This window comes from Paenibacillus sp. 1_12 (genome assembly GCF_900114475.1).
GTDB lineage: Bacteria > Bacillota > Bacilli > Paenibacillales > NBRC-103111 > Paenibacillus_S.
On sequence record NZ_FOTE01000028.1, the window covers coordinates 1 to 16,009 of the forward strand.

The window sequence follows — 16,009 nt, forward strand, 5'->3', positions numbered from 1 at the left end:
CTTCAATAACGTTAGAAGGAACAGGAGCTGCTCCATTTACACCTGTATACCAAGGAGAGTTCTGTTTAACTCCACGGTATCCTTTAGGCTAATGGTTAGGGCGAAATATCAAGAAAATCCTTTCGTGAATCAAAGTACGGCTCTATCGCATACGATGCGACTAGAGCCGTCTCTTCCCGTTCCTCAGTCCAAGATCTGCGATTGACAGGGATACTTATAGGGGTCCCGCCACACGCCCATCAAGCTAAAATTTTCGAATACCCCCAAAACGAAAATAAGCCATCCTTTATTTACAAAAAGAATGTTGACAAGAACTCAATGTCATAAAGTGGTATATTTAACATACTCATTCAAATCATCTGAATTTGCAATATTAATTTGCAGTAAAGCATTAATTTCTGCGTGGGTTAATCGATTAGAACTTGTTTGGTTGCCGGTTGCCACAGATTCATTAATCCTATTCCTACCTTAACTGACAACATTATAGTCTCCGTCAACAAGCACAGCTCCAATCGGTATAGAACCATTGCAATGAGAACATGATGTTGAGGATTTTTGGCGATGAGGCGTAGAACTTCAACAATCTTGGCCGTTCTCATCGAAACAATACCCCATCCAGCTAGCCATGGGGCTAAATCTTAAGTGTTATCCGTTAGCTCAATTGCAACTCGTTATTTCTCCCAAAGCTCGACCAGTCGACCATCAGGATCTTCAATCCAAATAAACTTTCCAAATTCACTAATCTCTTTTTTCTTTGCAAGAGGTACACCAATATGCTCAAGATGCTTAATAGTCTCGTTTAGATTATGTACTTGGAAATTTAACATCACTTGTTGTTCTGTTGGAAAATAACTGTCATTCTCGGTAAAGAAAGAAAAGATAGTCTCATTTCCTAATTGGGGTTTTATCACAGTTCCATTCCAGTTTTCTATTTCAATCTTCAATACTTCACTGTACCATTTTTTTATATCTTCAAGATTCTTCGTTCTCCAAAATATTCCTCCAAAACCTTTTATCATCGTACCTAACTCCTGTCTGTCATCAAATTAATAGCTATCCGATTACATTAGTTATTCGAGATTTAAATTTAAGTTCCTTTTTCAACTATACTCCTGTTACTTCAATAAACAAAATAGGAGCTTCCCAAAAAACAATTCCCTCCACTATTGTGTTTCGTTAGCAGCAGATTGTTTTACTTCATAACTATGGCTATCTTCAACATCTCTTCCTTGGTAAGAATTAAGCTATTCATACGTATGAAAGTGTCATTTTCAATCCACCACAGATCACCACCTTTGGGCTGAGTGGGCATAAACCGTCCCTGATGTCCATTCACGTATAGTATCTCACCACTCAAATCGGGTAAAAATTTTTCAGCTGTCAGTTGATGAATTTGATTTCCTGTTGGATCAATTCTTATTTCCTCTTTTGTTACATATCCCGATGCTTTGAACTGCTCGATACCCAACATATATGATTCGTCTTTATCGAAATAATGCAACCTAACTTTAGTAATTGGCTTTGTTATTTCCAACGGGTACGGATATTTAATTTCTAAAGTCCAATTAGATGGTATTTTTGCTGGAAGCAGCAACTTAAAAGTTGTTATCTCCTTAATTTTTTTTAAGGTTTCAGAATCAGTTTTCTGGTATTTGGGGTTGGCATACACATTAGAAACTGAAATTCCTAAAGTAAGAACAAAGGTTAAAATATTTTTAAGTTTCATTTTTTACCTCAAGTTTTAGAGGTATCTTTCCCATAAATTGTTAAACTATTCTGTCCCTAGCGTAATGAGGCTGCCGCTCGGTACCGCGACGGACTCGTCCTGGTTGTTTATTCCTACCAGGTCACTGATTTATCAATTATAACGCCATCCGTCTCGACCCATTGGCGGAGTGCCTGCCTGGACTTGAATTACGATGAAATACAGATCGCCAATACCCTTATTGCATAGAGTGCGTTCTCCTTCAGGTGCAACGCGAACCGTCGTTCCTTCAGTGACATCAAAAATCTGTCCATTCACCTAGAACTGACCTTGGGAATGGTTACAGCGACCATAAGAACCGCAATGAGGATCATGTTCTTGACACTGACAATGACAAGTATAGTTTGAGCCAAGACGAGTCAATTTATTTGATTCGTTCTGCCAAGTCTAAAATAATTCCCTCTGGCACACGACAGTAGCATAACTTATATCTTTCTTCATAGTTTTGTATCTCACTAAAGATTTCCATACCTTTCTTTTTCAATTTGCCAACGACGGCTTCAATATGTTCAACAGCATAAGCAATATGCCAGATACCATATCCCCTGATTCGAGCATTCTCTATGCTCAACTCTTCTGCAGTCGTTTTACTGATTCCCGAACTACAAAGTCGATTTGAGTATGAATCCCTTATCAAAAGCCGCATTAACAAAGCATTCACAAGTACATTGACTGAATTCATTCAGTGGATTATATTCATACCATCCTAATGAAGCGAATTTATACGGAAGGTATTTATGAAAAAAAAGACTTTAATCATTACAGGAGGCAATTCTGGGTTGGGATATCAGTGTGCAAAAAAAATCGCTAAGTGTGTGTTTTAAGAGCGCTGGGTGTCATCCACCAAAAAAATAATGACTACTAAAAGGTCTACCAATCAACTCCATGCTCGCCTTAAACTTGTACTCTTAAATTAAGATTCGCTTTTCGAATCGGTAAACCCCGTCACTTGTTCGTGTAAGGTCTGAAATTTGCATATGCTCTCCTCTTCCCTGCCTGCCAACTCCACTTCTCTAAATAAATTCCATTAAATTCCATTAATGTAAAATGGATGTCACCACAACACCATTTCCGGACACAAATATATTGAGCCATTGGAGGTGCTCTTGTACTTATGACGATCCAATCCGAACATACATTGGCTATACCTACGAACGGTAGCATCAAGGAATCACTTACTATAGAAACAGTTCGCTTGGCAAACCTGATTAGTGGCCATGCTCCATATGATGGTACCTTTAGCCAGCGTATTCCTGGTTTGTCCGTGAGCCGTTATTCTCAAGCAAATAAGGACGATGTGAAATCTTTCGACTTGCCCTCAATGTTAATTGTTGCACAAGGAGCTAAGACAGTGACAGTAGAGCAAGAGGTCTATCAATTCAATCAATCGCAAATACTTATGCTTCCAGTTGCTCTGCCGATTGCTTTGAAGGTCACACACGCTAGCCTCTTCGAACCTTATCTAAGTGTGAAACTGGTTCTTGACCCGCATAAAATTGCTGAGTTAGCCCTCAGGGTATATCCACATGGTGTGCCTGCCGTAACAAAATGGAGTTCCGGTTATATTCTTAGCGCCGATGTAGGAATGATTAACGCTGCATCAAGACTTGTAGAATGTTTGACCAATACCAGCGATGCTAAATTGCTCGGCCCCCTTGTAATGGAGGAGATTTTGATACGCGTCCTACGCAGCCCTATTGGATCTAGGATCGCTAAAATTGGTTTTGCAGGTTCGGAAGCGCATCTAGTTACGAAAGCGGTTGCTTGGCTCCGCAATAATTTCTCCCATCAAATGAAAGTTGCGAAATTGGCTGAAATGGCACATATGAGTGAGTCCACTTTTCGTGTGCATTTTAAGTCCATGACTTCAATGAGTCCATTACAATACCAAAAAGCACTTCGCTTGCATGAAGCGAGACGGTTAATGGTATCCGAATCAATGGACGCGACAACAGCTTGCCATCTAGTAGGCTATGCTAGTCCCTCGCAATTTAGTCGAGATTACAGCCACTTTTTTGGAAGTCCGCCAAAAAGAGATGTTGTAGGATTACGTCAACAAGTGACTACTGATTCGAATCTTCCGTTGGAATAGGCAACAAGTGAAGCAGAACAGGCAATCATCTGGATTGGATGCGTTCTACAATAAACTTAACCTTGTAATCACGAATTTCTATTACGCGTTAGTATTTCGTCGGTTCAAGTAGGTTTATTATTCAGAGGAGGATCTAATTATGCGTATTTTTGTAACTGGAGCTACAGGTTTTATCGGCTCTGCCGTTGTAAGTGAATTGTTAAGAGCGGGGCACGAAGTTATGGGTCTGGCTCGCTCGGATGAAGCTGCCTATTCTCTTCTTAAAGTCGGGGCATCTGTACACCGTGGTTCTTTGGATGATCTCGAAAGCCTTAGAAGCGGTGCAGAAGTATCAGATGGTGTCATTCATACTGCCTTCAACCACGACTTTTCTAACATGGCAGCTGCTGGACTCACGGACCGACGTGCAGTTCAGACTTTCGGTGCAGCGCTTGCCGGTTCTGGCCGCCCATTGGTTGTTACTTCCGTGATTGCTCATCTTGTACCAGGTCGAATTGGCACAGAGGAAGATGCTCCTGATATCAACACTGCAGGTAAACACCGCATCGCTTCTGAAGAGGAGGCTCTTTCCTTGGCTTCTAAAGGCGTGCGAGTATCCGTGTTGAGACTCCCACCTTCGGTACACGGCGATGGTGACCGTGGCGGTTTTGTTCCAGCATTGATTAATGTCGCTCGGCGTACAGGCGCCTCAGCATTTGTGGGCGAAAGTTCAAACAGCTGGTCTGCTGTTCATCGACTGGATGCTGCACGACTTTTCCGACTGGCACTTGAAACTGCTCCTGCAGGCTCCAAACTGCATGCGATCGGCGAGGAAGGTGTGTCTATTCGCGATATCGCAGTAGTTATCGGTCGCAGCCTCGATTTGCCTGTAATCAGCAAGTCGATTGAAGCTGCTCCTGGTCACTTTGGTTGGCTTGCACATTTCGCTTCGCAGAACATTCAGGCTTCGAGTAAGTTGACCCAAGAACTGCTCGGGTGGAAGCCTGAGCATGCAGATCTTCTGGATGATCTGGAGGGGGATTATTATTTTAAGAACTGATCTAGAACGACAAGTTTTGTAGGATCGCTTTTCGGCATAGATTTGAACTAGCCCCTTTCGCTAATTCAGCGAAGGGGCTTTTGATGGTTAGATTCAAGTCATCTCTCTAAGTGAATAAACTCAAAAATCTCTTAACAGCAGGAAATCATTTGTGTAATGTGGAATATCTTTACTATTGATTATACATAATTCGATACGTTTCGAGTTGGGTTGGAGGGCAGCTGAATGAATTTTAAAAAATGGATAAGGATCGTTTTTCCTGAAATCCAATTGATTGACTTTTTGAAAGAACAGAAAGCGGCCGCTCGTATGAGAAGTTCTGCAAATTTATCTAGTACGAACCGTGGACAAGACGATAGTCCTCCCTCCACTGTAACTCATACTTCAACATCGCTTCCCAGTACAGCTCCACTTGGTCCCAATTCTGCTTCTCCGGTCCGTGAGGTATTGGCCGATGTAAAGCGTGGAGTGAAGCAGCTTGGGATTGATCAGTCTCCCCTGGAGTTGGATGACAAATTTGCCGACATCATCAGAGAACTCAATGAGAGAATATGGGTGCAACACAGCTATATCGAGCAGCTTACAGCTGCTTTCAAGAAAGCTTTTTTTGCCAATGAAAAAGGGAAGGTCAAAAATGTTATCCTCATCTCCGGCCCTACTGGAACAGGCAAAAAGACATCTCTCGGCTTGCTTATCCAATTACTAAATAAAAAAAATCTAATTCCTTATAAGCGTTACTATGAATTCGATTTAAGCCGCTATAGCGAGGTAGATGTCAAAAGCAACTTTATTGTCGACTGCTCAGCTACCTTCCAGGATGGCATTGGAACGGTCTGCTTTACCGGAATGAAGAACGCGCATTCTGAGGTTCTGAACTACATCTCCCAGTTGATCAGCACAGGCAGCTTCCGAACACCTGAAGGCACCCAAGTAAATGCTGGCGATTATTTTATCATTTTTGAGATGGATCAATGGGTCAAGGAAAAGCATGTCTATAATGCACTACCAGCCGTTATAGCCTCACAAATTCCGCCAGTTATTCTCAAGAGTATACGATCCTACGCCATATCTGCACCATTAAATGTGGAAACGGTTGAGCGGCTCGTCCAGCAGAAATTTACTAAGGCTGCATCAACACTAGCCTATCAAACCCAGCTGAGTATCTCCTATGAAGCGAATGTGTTTCATCGGCTTGCGGAAATCTTTGTGGAAAGTAAGCGTTATGGACAGGCTATCGACGAGTGGAGTCAAAGGGAATTTGTGGATCGTATTCTCGATCTGCGCTCCAAGGGCGAGCTCCAGACCAAAGAGCAAGTAACCATACGTTGTGTTGATCAGGAGATCGTAGTGGTTACGTCTACTCAAAGCTTTGTCCTTAAGCGCATATTGATTATTAAGGAAGAAACGTTTGAGGATATTATGCTTGAGCTGGATAGGCTAACAGGCTTGACTCAGGTCAAAGCCTTTATCCACGAGCTGCTGGTGACGGTTAACACACAGAAAAAACGCGAGCAAGCGGGACAAAAAAACACAGCGATGTCGCTTCATATGGTTTTCTCTGGTAATCCAGGCACGGGTAAAACAACTGTAGCCAGACTTGTTTCACGTATTTTGAAAGCGTTGGGATTATTAGGTCAAGGGCAGCTCATTGAGGTGACAAGGCAGGACCTGGTTGGCGAATATGTCGGATCAACCGCACCCAAAACCTCTGCACAAATTGAAGCGGCTCTGGGCGGCGTCTTGTTTATCGATGAGGCTTACACATTAGCACGAAACCGCAATGATATCTTTGGCCTTGAAGCGATCGACACGCTCGTCAAAGGCATGGAGGACAATCGCGAGAAGATGGTTGTCGTGCTTGCAGGCTATACGAACGAGATGGAAACCTTTCTGAAATCAAACCCCGGGCTGCGTTCACGCTTTCCTTTTATCGTAGAATTTCCAGACTACACACCCGATGATATGTTGGAAATTATGGAACGGACCGCATTAAGCCGCGATTATCAGATTGATCCCAGCGCCGGCCCTCGTATGCTTGAGCTATTCAAGACCAGGCAAATTCCCGGCAGAAACGACAGCGGCAATGGACGTTTGGTGAGAAACCTACTGGAGGAAGCGATCCGCAAGCAATCGGTACGATTAAGCAAACAAGAGTCAGCTAAAGCTGTCGATTGGAAACTCCTTGTTCTTGAAGATTTTGGCTTGGGTCATAAAGAAGCCTTTAATATTGAAACAGCACTAGTTGGCATTATCGGACTAGACAATGTGAAGACGTTCATCCGAACCTTGGAGAAGCAAATTATCGTCAACCATCGTCGACAGGAAGCCGGAATTATTGTCGACACCAATCAAAGTCTGAATATGGTCTTTTCAGGAAACCCGGGAACCGGCAAAACGACCATCGCCCGCCTGATTGCACAAATGATGAAGTCGATGGGGATATTGAAGATGGGGCATCTCGTTGAGGTCGACCGCTCCCATTTGGTCGCTGGATATATGGGCCAGACCGCAAACAAGACCAAGGAGCTGGTAGAGTCAGCATTGGGCGGTGTTCTATTCATTGACGAGGCGTACGCCCTCGTTGAGGAAGGTATCCAGGGTGGCGGATTTGGCAAGGAAGCCGTAGATACTTTAGTCAGATTGATCGAGCTGCACAAGGACAATTTGATCGTCATTTTGGCAGGCTATACGGGAGAAATGAGGAGCTTCCTGAAAATAAATCCCGGCTTGTCCTCCCGCTTTCCATTGATGATCGAGTTTCCTGACTATACCGCCGAGCAGTTGGAACAGATCACTTTAAAAATGGCAGAGTCTCGTGGCTTCAACATAGAAACCGATATTCGCGAGGGGCTTATGGCTTATTATGAGACAAAACAGATTCTCGGCAAAAACGATAGCGGCAACGGCCGATTAGCTCGGAATACGTTGGAGGAAGCGATCCGTAACCAATCGATTCGTATCGCTGATCAACCAGACCTGCCTGTGCACCAGCTTAACCTTCTCAAAAAGGCGGATTTCAATATTCTCCCCGATTCCTACAAACGTGAGAATCACAATGCGCTGCACGAGCTTGAGGAAGTGATTGGATTAATTGAGGTTAAGGACTTTGTAAAAGGAATCTCTGCGCAGATCGAAATGGATAATCGCCGCAAAGCAATGGGCTTGCCTGTGGAAGGAACGCAAACGCTGCATATGATTTTCAAGGGCAATCCGGGAACAGGTAAAACCAAAATCGCGCGTATAATCGCCAAACGGCTCAAGGAGCTGGGCGCGGTTAAATCCGATTCCGTTGTTGAAACGGACCGTTCAGGCCTTGTAGCAGGGTATTTGGGACAAACTGCACTAAAAACAAAGGATGTTATCGACCAGGCTTTAGGCGGAGTATTGTTCATTGATGAGGCCTATGCCTTGGCTAGCGGACAGGACGATTTTGGCAAAGAAGCCATTGATACACTTGTTAAAGCGATGGATGATTTCAGAGACAGACTGGTCGTCATTCTGGCCGGCTATGAGCAGGATATGGACGACTTCATTGCCAGTAATGCCGGCTTGAAATCACGCTTTCCGAACATCATCTCGTTTCCCGATTATTCTCCTGAGGAAATGCTGCAGATCAGCCGGTTAATTTTCAAATCCAAAGGCTATCAAGCTGCCGGGGGTGCGGATACGGCATTATTAGGTCTTTTCCTGCAATATATTGGTGATCCCACAGCCGGAAATGGGCGGTTGGTTAGAAATATATGTGAAAAGGCTATTCGCAATCACGCTGTTAGGCTAAGCGGTAATCCTATGGCAACGGTCGAAGAATTATCTACTATCATTTATGAAGATATTGGAAGGATATAGATGAAAAATTCAAATGCAAGCTCAGCTGCAGGCTTAGCTGCAGGCTTAGGGTGCTTAGTGGTGCCTTTAATTATTGTTTTAAGTCCGATAATATTCTTCATTTATATGATTGATACTTACAAGAAAGAGATTTTTTTTGGATCCTTTTACATTATTTACGCTTCGATTAAAGTCTTGGTACTGGAGGTACCAGCCTCTAATTTTCCTTATGGCGTCCTATTGTTCATAGGAGTAATACTTTACGGTTCTATGATGATTCCAAAGATCCGGACCCTTTATGATGAACTGCCTGTCCTGATCCCTTTTCTTCAAATGTGCTTTCTTATGCTTATTGCTTCGATCATCGGTTTTTATATCATAAACGCTTGGGCAGATAACCAAACGTACGCAAAAGTAGAAGCTGTCTTATTAACCGTTACCACATTTGTGCTGATGCGTCTGTTAATGTCATTTTGGTACTACAGCTTTCCAATCAGCTCGATGATTACCCGTGAGGAAGAGCAAGATATTCAGGCCATCCAGGTAAATGGCGGCTCTGTTAGTCAAACACCGCTTCCCCACGGATGGATGCATAAGAACCTTGTACTGTTTGCTCTGATATTTGTTTTTTTCCTTACGATTTTTTTTCTTAGTAAAACCCCCCCTGTTTTAGACACAGATAAGTTGATGAAAGAGCAAATTAGCAGAGAAGCAGCGGCTGGTGCTATATTGTTTTATGATGAAGAAAAAAATGGTATTCAAGCTAAAAATTTTGAAGTTCCAGTCCTCACCAGGAGCGTCTCTACAAGAATGTTAATATGGGACTATAACTTAGAGGACAACGATAAAGTACAAATTTTGGTAGATGGAAAGCCTATACATGATTCAATTGTGCTGACCAATACGCCTGTAGCTTTCACTGTTCCTGTTCCAAGCGTAATTACAATTAAAGGCATTCAAGACCAGGGAGGCGGGCTCACATACGCAGTCAAATTTCCGCAAACCAGATACACTTTCTTCAACATTGTCGCTGTGAATGGTGTGAATACATACACCTTGAAGCCTACACCTTAGGTATCAGCATAAAAGCCTCTTCTCTTTTGAGGATCTTGGGGGACATCAGTTGAAAAATTCCAATCAAACTTCTGATGCAGGCTTCGGCCTCTTCTTAGTGCCTATCTTTATCTTTATTCTTTTAAGTCTATCTTTGATATTCAAGTATATTTTTAATAATTACCCGGAAAAGGTCATTTTTGGACCCCTATACTTTATTTTTGTATCCATTAAGGTATTTGTATTGGAGGTTCCACTCGCTAATTTTACATTTAATATACTCTTTTTGATAGGAATACTATTGTACGCTTCTATGGTCATTCCGAGGATCCGGGCCATTTATGATGGGCTACCTGTCATGATCCCTTTTTTTCAAATGTGCTTTCTAATGCTTATAGCTTCTGTTTTCGGACTCGAATTTCTGAACTCGTGGGCAGATAATCAGATGCTCTCGAAAGCAGGAGCTGTTTTATCTGCAATTATTACGTATGTCTTGATACGTCTTTTAATGTCCTATTGGTATTATAAATTTCCAATCAGCTCAATGATCACTCGTGAGGATAAGCTACATAATCAGACAGTTTCCGCAGCTGCCACCTCTGCCAATACATTATTGCTGCCCAATGGAAGGATGCATAAAAACCTTGTCCTGTTTGCTCTGATCTTTCTTTTTTTTCTTTTTATTGCTTCTTGTAGAAATATCCCCACACCATTAGACAGCAATAAACTTATGAAAGAGCAAATCAGCAGAGAACCAGCAGCTGGCACTAAATTATTCAACAACGAAGAGCACAATGGTATTCAAGCTAGAGATTTCGAATTTTCCGGCTTAACACGGGGTGTCTCAACAAGAATGTTAATATGGGACTTTAACTCCGAGGATCACGATATTGTGCAAATTCTGGTAGATGGAAAAATTATTCAAGATTCACATGTACTGACCAATACGCCTGTAGCTTTCACTGTTCCCATTCCTGGTGTAATTACCATCAAGGGTATTCAAGATCAAGGAGGCGGACTCACGTACGCAGTCAAGTTTCCGCAAACCAGATTCACTTGTTTTAACATCGTTGCTGTCAATGGTGTGAATACATACACCTTATCGCCTAAACCATAAATTCCCAGAATAGCACATAGAGTTAAATTTGATTAGGAGGTTATTGCAATGGACCCAAGAAGAAATGTTAGAAGTAAAGAGGCCCCTAAACCCGTTCAACAGAGAGCGGGTATCTCTTCACAAGCTCCACTAGTTCCACTTGAGGAAGAGTTATATAGTGAGGAACCTCTGGCACCAAGTAACCCAACTCCTGACCCAAGCCCTTCTGAGCCCAAGAAGCCCCCTAATAAATGGATGAATTCAATCCTGATCCTGCTTGGAGTAGGATTGCTTTTTCTTACTATCAATTATGCATTTAATGAAAGTACCCCAACCTTAGGAAGTAACGTGATTAATAAAGAGCAAATCGGCAGCCAGGTCGCGGCAGGTACTGTATTATTCAATAAAGAAGAAAATCCAGGACTTCAAGCTAAGGACTTCAAAGTCAATGAATTGCAGCAAGGTGGGTCTGCCAAATTGGTCATATGGGACTTTAACGTACAGGATTACGATGAAGTGCAGATTTTTGTCGATGGCAAGCCTATTCATAATTCCGTTGTATTGACCCATACACCTGCTGAATTCAGTGTCCCGGTACCTAGTGTAGTTACCATTAAAGGTACAAGTGACAAAGGGGGCGGAATCACATATGCAGTTAAGTTTCTGCCCAATAATTTAACTTATTTTAACGTAGCCAATGTGAATGAAATCAATACATATACCTTGGTACCAGGTCCTTAAATCCGAAAAAGCTGCTCGAATTCGATTTGAAAATGAATCTGTGGTTGAAATAATTAAAGTCTTTCGGTGATTTAATGAGCTGGAGGGCTTTTGCCTATTTCCCTGCCCCATGTATTGCCGAGCAGCACATTATCCCAGTAGGAAAATGGTATGGCTCTCCAGATTAGCCTCATCCATCACATACAGAACGTATTCATCACATCGCCATTGTCGGATGACAAGAAATTGATCCGATTAATCCCAATCTTTTCTCAAGAGACAAAAAAATAGGCATTCATTTATTTTTTTAAAGATTTAACTTACTAAACTGATGAAACATAGGATTCTTATCTATGTTCCACCCCCATCAAATCCTAAATTTTTGTCCCAAATGTTATCACTTACCCCAGATCCTTCAATGATACTATGATTTATGTTCGGTTTGGAAGAATCATTAAAAACGTTGTAACCACTTCCGTTGGTATTACCCCAGACGATGCTGTTGCGTATGTTGGGATTACTATTATTAGTGTTGTACATCCCACCTAAATTGCCGCTGATCGTCACATGCGTCAAGGTTGGGCTGCTAGACCCTCCGTTAAACATCCCGCCGCCATTTTCATGTTCGTCCCACCATTAGCATTCTCATCGGTGATCGTTACACCGTCCAGTATCGCACAGTAGACGAAAAAACAGGGCGCCGCTGTAACGGATGTCCTGATCTGTAATAACATTAATGCAACTTTTTTAATTGATTACCTTCAATAATAGGATTAGAATAACCGTTTCTTGCTACCTCAATCATAGCTTTTCCCAATTGTTCAGATGTAATGACACTATTCAATCTCAATAGTAATGAATTGAAAGGCTTCATTATATCATAAATAAATTGGTACAGTTTTGTTTTTGATTTCACACCATGTAGCGGAATGATTACACTTGGACGAAACATATAAGCCGCCTTAAATGGAAGATGCAATAAAGCATTCTCGGTTTTCCCCTTTACTCTTGCCCACATAGAGTGCCCTTTTTCTGAACTGTCTGTCCCACTACCTGATACATAAATAAATGTGATTTGAGGACTCAGTCTTAGTAAAGTTTTGGCAACTGATAGCGTGATATCATACGTTATTCTTGTATATTCCTCCTCCTTCTTACCCGTAGAAGTTACTCCAAGGCAGAACAAGCAAGTATCAGATCCTGTTATTTTATTTTCTATTGACGATAAATCAGCTAAATCATTAAGCTCAATTTCAATTAGCTTTTTATGTTTTTGACCTGTATGATTTCGACCAATCGTATGATTTCGACCAATCGTAAGAATTTCCTGAACTTTTTCATCCAATAAACATTCCCGTAATGCACTTTGACCAACCATACCAGTAGCCCCAAATATTATAACCTTCATTTATTTAGCTCTCCAATCTTGTAAGAAAATCCGTTTTTCCTGTACGATAAGTTATATCGGTTTTTCTTCGTTAACCCCTCGCAACCTGATTCGATGGTCAACCATCATTGCTAATTATCCATTGAGGGTTCGTCAGAAGCTCTGTCGCCATTGCCTAAATAAAACTAGATCAGGAAAGCGATGACGACCCATTTATAAAGGGAGAGATGAAGCTCCTGATGGATGCGATGATAGGCAATCGCGGTAGCAGAGCCAACGCTGATAGCACCAGAAAATGAAACGCTAGAATCAAGCTGTACCTATGGTAAACTATCTTTTATCTTTACCATAAGCTAACTGTGTGTAAAATAATTGACGAGCATGCCAAATATGATTACAAGGATGTTTTCTATAGGTAAGTAATCTAGAAAACTATTTGAAATCGGAGTCAAAAGATGTAATTGTGGACAATCGGCGTTATGCCGCTTACAAATCAAATGCATTCCTAGTGCTGGCACTGATCAGTGTGGCTTGTGTTTTCATGAAGTCTATGATTGTGATTGCTGTCACGGGGGTTAATATGCTTGGGCACTTTATCGATGAAATATTTTTGAATCAGTGATATTTTGCTTTAATCGCAGAGGGTGAAATTCCATACATCTTCTTAAAAAAAGCTGAAAAGTGATCCGAATTTCAAAACCGGAAGCAAAGGACGCATCCGGTTTTGAAAAGCTGAAATGAGGTAACCATTCTTTTACCTTATCCAAGTGTATGTTGCGAAACCATTGAAAAATTGGTTCATTTGATGATTTCGTCGTAGTTAGTATCCGTAATCACGTCTAGCCACTCCTGAATTTCTTTCTGAAAAGCGTCAGTTTTTGCTCGGTATGCTGCTAGCGTATCATTCCCTAATGGCAAATGTATTGGAGGATGTTCTGCATTGGCAACACGAAGAATAGCTTGGGCTAGCTTGACTGGATCTCCCGGCTGATGCTTGTTAAATTGTGCTGTTAAGGTTCTCATCTTTCCTACAGTTTCCGCATAGTCCTCAATCTCCGTTTTCGATTGAGCCAGAGATGTGCCATCAAGGAAATTCGTACGGAAGAAACCCGGTTCAATCGCAGTTGCATGAACACCAAGCGGTGCAAGCTCTAGGGCTAAGGTTTCCGTAATTCCTTCTACAGCAAATTTTGTAGAACCATAAAGCCCCCAACCTTCAGTACCGCTTAATCCACCGCCGGAAGACATATTGATAACATGCCCAGAACGCTGTTTTCTCATGTAAGGAAGGATGGCGCGCGTCACATTTAGTAGGCCAAATACGTTGACCTCATATACCTGCCTGATTTCTTTATCGGTTGCCTCTTCAATTGCGCTAAGCAAGCCATAACCGGCATTATTGACTAAAACATCAATACGGCCGAAGGTTTCAATGGCTATACGGGCTGCATTCTTGGCCTGCCGTTCATCTGTTACATCCAAGCGGGTCAACAGCATATCATTAGCATTTCCTAGATTTCCGATAGTAGACAGTTCTTGTATATTTCTTGAAGTAGCCACCACCTTGTTTCCAGATGCCAAAGCCGCTTTGGCTATCTCGAAGCCCAAACCTCGTGAAGCTCCAGTAATAAACCATACTTTTTGATCCGACATTCAAAACATTCCTTCCACTATAAGATAGTATTTTCTTCGCTTATCTCATTCATTCTTAGTATTTAAGCCATTAACAATTATGAGACTGGTAATCAGATAATCCCTATTTTTCGAAGAAGTCCCAATGGGGAGCAAAGTTTGGATAAGCTTTTCTAATCCTTGGATGTAATTATGATCGCACTTTGGATCTCCTCAAATCACCTTTGGTGATTACCCTCTCATGTCACACCGGGTCCTTGCCCTTATGGAATATATACCTCAGCGTCATCGTGCTTCAATTGTGTCTCTTGGCTTTTTCACTGAATGAATGATGGGAACGTTGTTGAGCATTGTTAAGCTGCTTCTTGTCTTGTATTGAATCCAGAGACTGGCTAATCGATCATTGGTTGAGTTGTGACATACCGCCTTCGGAATAACGGTCACCCGTTGCGACTCCGACGGGGGCGACTTCGTCAAGCCTAGCCAACTCTTCCTTCGACAGAACGATATCCGCCGCAGCGATATTTTCCTCAAGATACTGGATTCGTTGGGTGCCAGGGATAGGGACGCCACCCTGTGCGATGGTCCAAGCCAATGCCAATTGAGAGGGCTTAACCCCCTTATCATTAGCGATGAGGCTGATCGCCTCGACGATACGCATGTTAGCCTCTAAGTTCTTTCCGCTTAACCGAGGGTCATAGTTACGGAAGTCGGTAGGGTCGAGCTGGTCGACCTTAAACTGACCGGTCAGGAACCCACGTCCTAGCGGTGAGTAAGGAACAAAACCAATGCCCAACTCGCGCACCGTCTCAAACACGCCGTTTGACTCCACACCGCGCTCGAACAGGGAGTACTCGGTCTGGACGGCAGTAATAGGGTGAACTGCGTGTGCTCGGCGGATTGTACCGGCTGCTGCCTCAGACAGACCGATGTGCCCAATCTTACCGTCAGTGACCAGTTTGCTCATCGCCGTGATTGTTTGCTCGATCGGTACCTTTGGATCGATGCGGTGAAGATAAACGAGGTCGATATAATCCGTCTTCAACCGGCGTAGTGACCCCTCGATTGCCCTGATGATGTTCTCTGGACTGCCATCTATGACAGCAGCGCCGTCTACGACTTTGGGCTTGCCGTCATCAGTGAAGCCGATTCCGACCTTGGTCGCGATGACTACACGGTCACGAATGCTTGCGAATGCGCGTCCAAGCAGTTCCTCGTTGTGTAAAGGACCATAAATCTCTGCTGTGTCGAAAAACGTGATACCGAGTTCGATTGCACGACGAAGCGTAGCCAAACTCTCCTCGTCGTTACTCGGGCCATACATTCTACTCATTCCCATGCAGCCCAAGCCTTCTACACTCACTTTTAAACCCTGTGTGCCTAATTCAACTGTTTTCATT

Annotated in this window: 13 protein-coding genes; 6 read left to right on the plus strand and 7 right to left on the minus strand. The window is 42.6% G+C overall.

Annotated features, from left to right (window positions below; all coding sequences use genetic code 11):
- Positions 1-407: 407 nt before the first annotated feature.
- The 4 genes from BM210_RS30860 to BM210_RS36345 form a co-directional block, all read right to left on the minus strand.
- Positions 408-599 carry a hypothetical protein gene (locus tag BM210_RS30860; RefSeq protein ID WP_091176480.1) on the minus strand — a complete coding sequence of 64 codons (192 nt, stop codon included), beginning with the start codon at positions 597-599 and terminating at the stop codon, positions 408-410.
- A gap of 72 nt (positions 600-671) precedes the next feature.
- Entirely contained in the window at positions 672-1,019 is a 348-nt protein-coding gene (locus BM210_RS30865; protein WP_091176482.1) for a VOC family protein, read from the minus strand.
- Between the two features lie 173 nt (positions 1,020-1,192).
- Positions 1,193-1,726 (minus strand): hypothetical protein, encoded by a 534-nt coding sequence (locus tag BM210_RS30870; protein WP_091176484.1) that lies wholly within the window; start codon positions 1,724-1,726, stop codon positions 1,193-1,195.
- Positions 1,727-2,129: 403 nt separating this feature from the next.
- Positions 2,130-2,447, minus strand: a complete 318-nt coding sequence (locus tag BM210_RS36345) for a VOC family protein (RefSeq protein WP_371263570.1) — start codon at positions 2,445-2,447, stop codon at positions 2,130-2,132.
- Positions 2,448-2,879: 432 nt separating this feature from the next.
- Between BM210_RS36345 and BM210_RS30880 the strand changes: the two genes are divergently transcribed.
- From BM210_RS30880 to BM210_RS30905, 6 genes are all read left to right on the plus strand, one after another.
- The gene (locus BM210_RS30880) at positions 2,880-3,857 is read left to right on the plus strand and encodes an AraC family transcriptional regulator (protein WP_091176486.1); all 978 of its coding nucleotides are present in this window, start codon (positions 2,880-2,882) and stop codon (positions 3,855-3,857) included.
- A gap of 139 nt (positions 3,858-3,996) precedes the next feature.
- Entirely contained in the window at positions 3,997-4,896 is a 900-nt protein-coding gene (locus BM210_RS30885) for an SDR family oxidoreductase (RefSeq protein WP_091176488.1), read from the plus strand.
- 225 nt (positions 4,897-5,121) lie between these two features.
- A complete protein-coding gene (locus BM210_RS30890) occupies positions 5,122-8,742 on the plus strand; it encodes an AAA family ATPase (protein ID WP_091176490.1) in 3,621 nt (1,206 codons plus the stop codon).
- A complete protein-coding gene (locus tag BM210_RS30895; RefSeq protein WP_091176492.1) occupies positions 8,743-9,795 on the plus strand; it encodes a hypothetical protein in 1,053 nt (350 codons plus the stop codon).
- Between the two features lie 49 nt (positions 9,796-9,844).
- Entirely contained in the window at positions 9,845-10,891 is a 1,047-nt protein-coding gene (locus BM210_RS30900; protein WP_091176494.1) for a hypothetical protein, read from the plus strand.
- 48 nt (positions 10,892-10,939) lie between these two features.
- Positions 10,940-11,611: a hypothetical protein gene (locus BM210_RS30905; RefSeq protein WP_091176496.1), complete on the plus strand. Its 672-nt coding sequence runs from the start codon at positions 10,940-10,942 to the stop codon at positions 11,609-11,611.
- A 712-nt stretch (positions 11,612-12,323) separates the two neighbouring features.
- Here BM210_RS30905 and BM210_RS30915 read toward each other — a convergent pair.
- From BM210_RS30915 to BM210_RS30930, 3 genes are all read right to left on the minus strand, one after another.
- Positions 12,324-12,998 (minus strand): NAD-dependent epimerase/dehydratase family protein, encoded by a 675-nt coding sequence (locus tag BM210_RS30915; protein WP_091176499.1) that lies wholly within the window; start codon positions 12,996-12,998, stop codon positions 12,324-12,326.
- Positions 12,999-13,775: 777 nt separating this feature from the next.
- Entirely contained in the window at positions 13,776-14,630 is an 855-nt protein-coding gene (locus tag BM210_RS30925) for an oxidoreductase (RefSeq protein WP_091176503.1), read from the minus strand.
- 379 nt (positions 14,631-15,009) lie between these two features.
- Positions 15,010-16,008 carry an aldo/keto reductase gene (locus BM210_RS30930; protein ID WP_091176504.1) on the minus strand — a complete coding sequence of 333 codons (999 nt, stop codon included), beginning with the start codon at positions 16,006-16,008 and terminating at the stop codon, positions 15,010-15,012.
- Position 16,009 lies beyond the last annotated feature (1 nt).

Excerpts from the sequence above, each read along its gene's own strand:
- BM210_RS30860 (WP_091176480.1), bottom strand. The coding sequence starts at position 599 with ATGAGAACGGCCAAGATTGTTGAAGTTCTACGCCTCATCGCCAAAAAT.
- BM210_RS30865 (WP_091176482.1), bottom strand. The coding sequence starts at position 1,019 with ATGATAAAAGGTTTTGGAGGAATATTTTGGAGAACGAAGAATCTTGAA.
- BM210_RS30870 (WP_091176484.1), bottom strand. The coding sequence starts at position 1,726 with ATGAAACTTAAAAATATTTTAACCTTTGTTCTTACTTTAGGAATTTCA.
- BM210_RS36345 (WP_371263570.1), bottom strand. The coding sequence starts at position 2,447 with ATGAATTCAGTCAATGTACTTGTGAATGCTTTGTTAATGCGGCTTTTG.
- BM210_RS30880 (WP_091176486.1), top strand. The coding sequence starts at position 2,880 with ATGACGATCCAATCCGAACATACATTGGCTATACCTACGAACGGTAGC.
- BM210_RS30885 (WP_091176488.1), top strand. The coding sequence starts at position 3,997 with ATGCGTATTTTTGTAACTGGAGCTACAGGTTTTATCGGCTCTGCCGTT.
- BM210_RS30890 (WP_091176490.1), top strand. The coding sequence starts at position 5,122 with ATGAATTTTAAAAAATGGATAAGGATCGTTTTTCCTGAAATCCAATTG.
- BM210_RS30895 (WP_091176492.1), top strand. The coding sequence starts at position 8,743 with ATGAAAAATTCAAATGCAAGCTCAGCTGCAGGCTTAGCTGCAGGCTTA.
- BM210_RS30905 (WP_091176496.1), top strand. The coding sequence starts at position 10,940 with ATGGACCCAAGAAGAAATGTTAGAAGTAAAGAGGCCCCTAAACCCGTT.
- BM210_RS30915 (WP_091176499.1), bottom strand. The coding sequence starts at position 12,998 with ATGAAGGTTATAATATTTGGGGCTACTGGTATGGTTGGTCAAAGTGCA.
- BM210_RS30925 (WP_091176503.1), bottom strand. The coding sequence starts at position 14,630 with ATGTCGGATCAAAAAGTATGGTTTATTACTGGAGCTTCACGAGGTTTG.
- BM210_RS30930 (WP_091176504.1), bottom strand. The coding sequence starts at position 16,008 with ATGAAAACAGTTGAATTAGGCACACAGGGTTTAAAAGTGAGTGTAGAA.